A 1585-nucleotide genomic window follows, 5' to 3' on the forward strand; every position below is an offset into this window, starting at 1 on the left:
TTCAGGCGACGAAGTGGTTGATACCATGCTTCCAAGAAAAGCTCCTAAGCTTCAGATAACTGGGAACCGTACCCCAAACCGACACAGGTGGTTAGGTAGAGAATACCAAGGCGCTTGAGAGAACTCGGGTGAAGGAACTAGGCAAAATGGCACCGTAACTTCGGGAGAAGGTGCGCCGGCGAGGGTGAAGGACTTGCTCCGTAAGCCCATGCCGGTCGAAGATACCAGGCCGCTGCGACTGTTTATTAAAAACACAGCACTCTGCAAACACGAAAGTGGACGTATAGGGTGTGACGCCTGCCCGGTGCCGGAAGGTTAATTGATGGGGTTAGCGCAAGCGAAGCTCTTGATCGAAGCCCCGGTAAACGGCGGCCGTAACTATAACGGTCCTAAGGTAGCGAAATTCCTTGTCGGGTAAGTTCCGACCTGCACGAATGGCGTAACGATGGCGGCGCTGTCTCCACCCGAGACTCAGTGAAATTGAAATCGCTGTGAAGATGCAGTGTATCCGCGGCTAGACGGAAAGACCCCGTGAACCTTTACTATAGCTTTGCACTGGACTTTGAATTTGCTTGTGTAGGATAGGTGGGAGGCTTTGAAGTGGGGACGCCAGTTCTCATGGAGCCATCCTTGAAATACCACCCTGGCAACTTTGAGGTTCTAACTCAGGTCCGTTATCCGGATCGAGGACAGTGTATGGTGGGTAGTTTGACTGGGGCGGTCTCCTCCCAAAGAGTAACGGAGGAGTACGAAGGTGCGCTCAGACCGGTCGGAAATCGGTCGTAGAGTATAAAGGCAAAAGCGCGCTTGACTGCGAGACAAACACGTCGAGCAGGTACGAAAGTAGGTCTTAGTGATCCGGTGGTTCTGTATGGAAGGGCCATCGCTCAACGGATAAAAGGTACTCCGGGGATAACAGGCTGATACCGCCCAAGAGTTCATATCGACGGCGGTGTTTGGCACCTCGATGTCGGCTCATCACATCCTGGGGCTGAAGCCGGTCCCAAGGGTATGGCTGTTCGCCATTTAAAGTGGTACGCGAGCTGGGTTTAGAACGTCGTGAGACAGTTCGGTCCCTATCTGCCGTGGACGTTTGAGATTTGAGAGGGGCTGCTCCTAGTACGAGAGGACCGGAGTGGACGAACCTCTGGTGTTCCGGTTGTCACGCCAGTGGCATTGCCGGGTAGCTATGTTCGGAAGAGATAACCGCTGAAAGCATCTAAGCGGGAAACTTGCCTCAAGATGAGATCTCACTGGGATCTTGAATCCCCTGAAGGGCCGTCGAAGACTACGACGTTGATAGGTTGGGTGTGTAAGCGCTGTGAGGCGTTGAGCTAACCAATACTAATTGCCCGTGAGGCTTGACCATATAACACCCAAGCAATTTGCTAGCGCAGATTGCGGTGGTGAAGACGAAAGAACCGAAAGTTCGCAACTTCACAAGATCACATATCCGGATTCGCTGGGCTGTCCATCTGGACATTCTGGCAACAGAATTTCTTGACGACCATAGAGCATTGGAACCACCTGATCCCATCCCGAACTCAGCAGTGAAACGATGCATCGCCGATGGTAGTGTGGGGTT

General features: G+C 52.8%; 2 rRNA genes (1 of these 2 only partly in view). Both read left to right on the forward strand.

Going from position 1 to position 1585, the window contains the following annotated elements:
• A 23S ribosomal RNA gene (locus ACIQYU_RS26375) occupies window positions 1-1369 on the forward strand (it extends 1621 nt beyond the left edge of the window).
• 130 nt (window positions 1370-1499) lie between these two features.
• A 5S ribosomal RNA gene (rrf, locus tag ACIQYU_RS26380) occupies window positions 1500-1585 on the forward strand; the annotation flags it as partial.

Source organism: Pseudomonas sp. NPDC096925 (assembly GCF_044762545.1).
Lineage (GTDB): Bacteria > Pseudomonadota > Gammaproteobacteria > Pseudomonadales > Pseudomonadaceae > Aquipseudomonas.